The following is a 330-nucleotide window of genomic DNA, read 5'->3' on the forward strand; positions in this document are numbered from 1 at the left end:
TCCAGGTGCTGCTCGGCCATGCCAAGCTGACGACGACGGCCCAGTATACCCACGTCGCCACCAAAACGATCAAGGATACCGTCAGTCCCTTCGGAGGCGCTCAAAAAGCTTCAGGACGCGACGTTGCGACGGGGACTGGAATAATAGTGTGCGGGGCCGGTGCCCCGTCCAAAGCTGGAGGTCGCTGATATCTTCCGGCGTTATGGTCCCACGTGGCGGCGGGCCAATGCCGGCCATGTCAGCCTGATCCAGCTCAAGGTCATGTCGGCGATCGAGACCTGCCGCACGCAGGCGCTTGGTGGGCATGTGGCGGCCTGTGCCAAGTGCGGC

The 330-nt window shown here is 63.3% G+C and carries 1 protein-coding gene; it reads left to right on the forward strand.

Annotation, left to right across the window (positions count from 1 at the left end; translation table 11 throughout):
• Positions 1–159: 159 nt before the first annotated feature.
• Positions 160–330 (forward strand): transposase zinc-binding domain-containing protein (locus E1297_RS00430; RefSeq protein ID WP_368669414.1); only part of this gene is annotated, 171 nt, incomplete at its 3' end.

It is taken from the genome of Roseibium sp. RKSG952, from assembly GCF_009711355.1.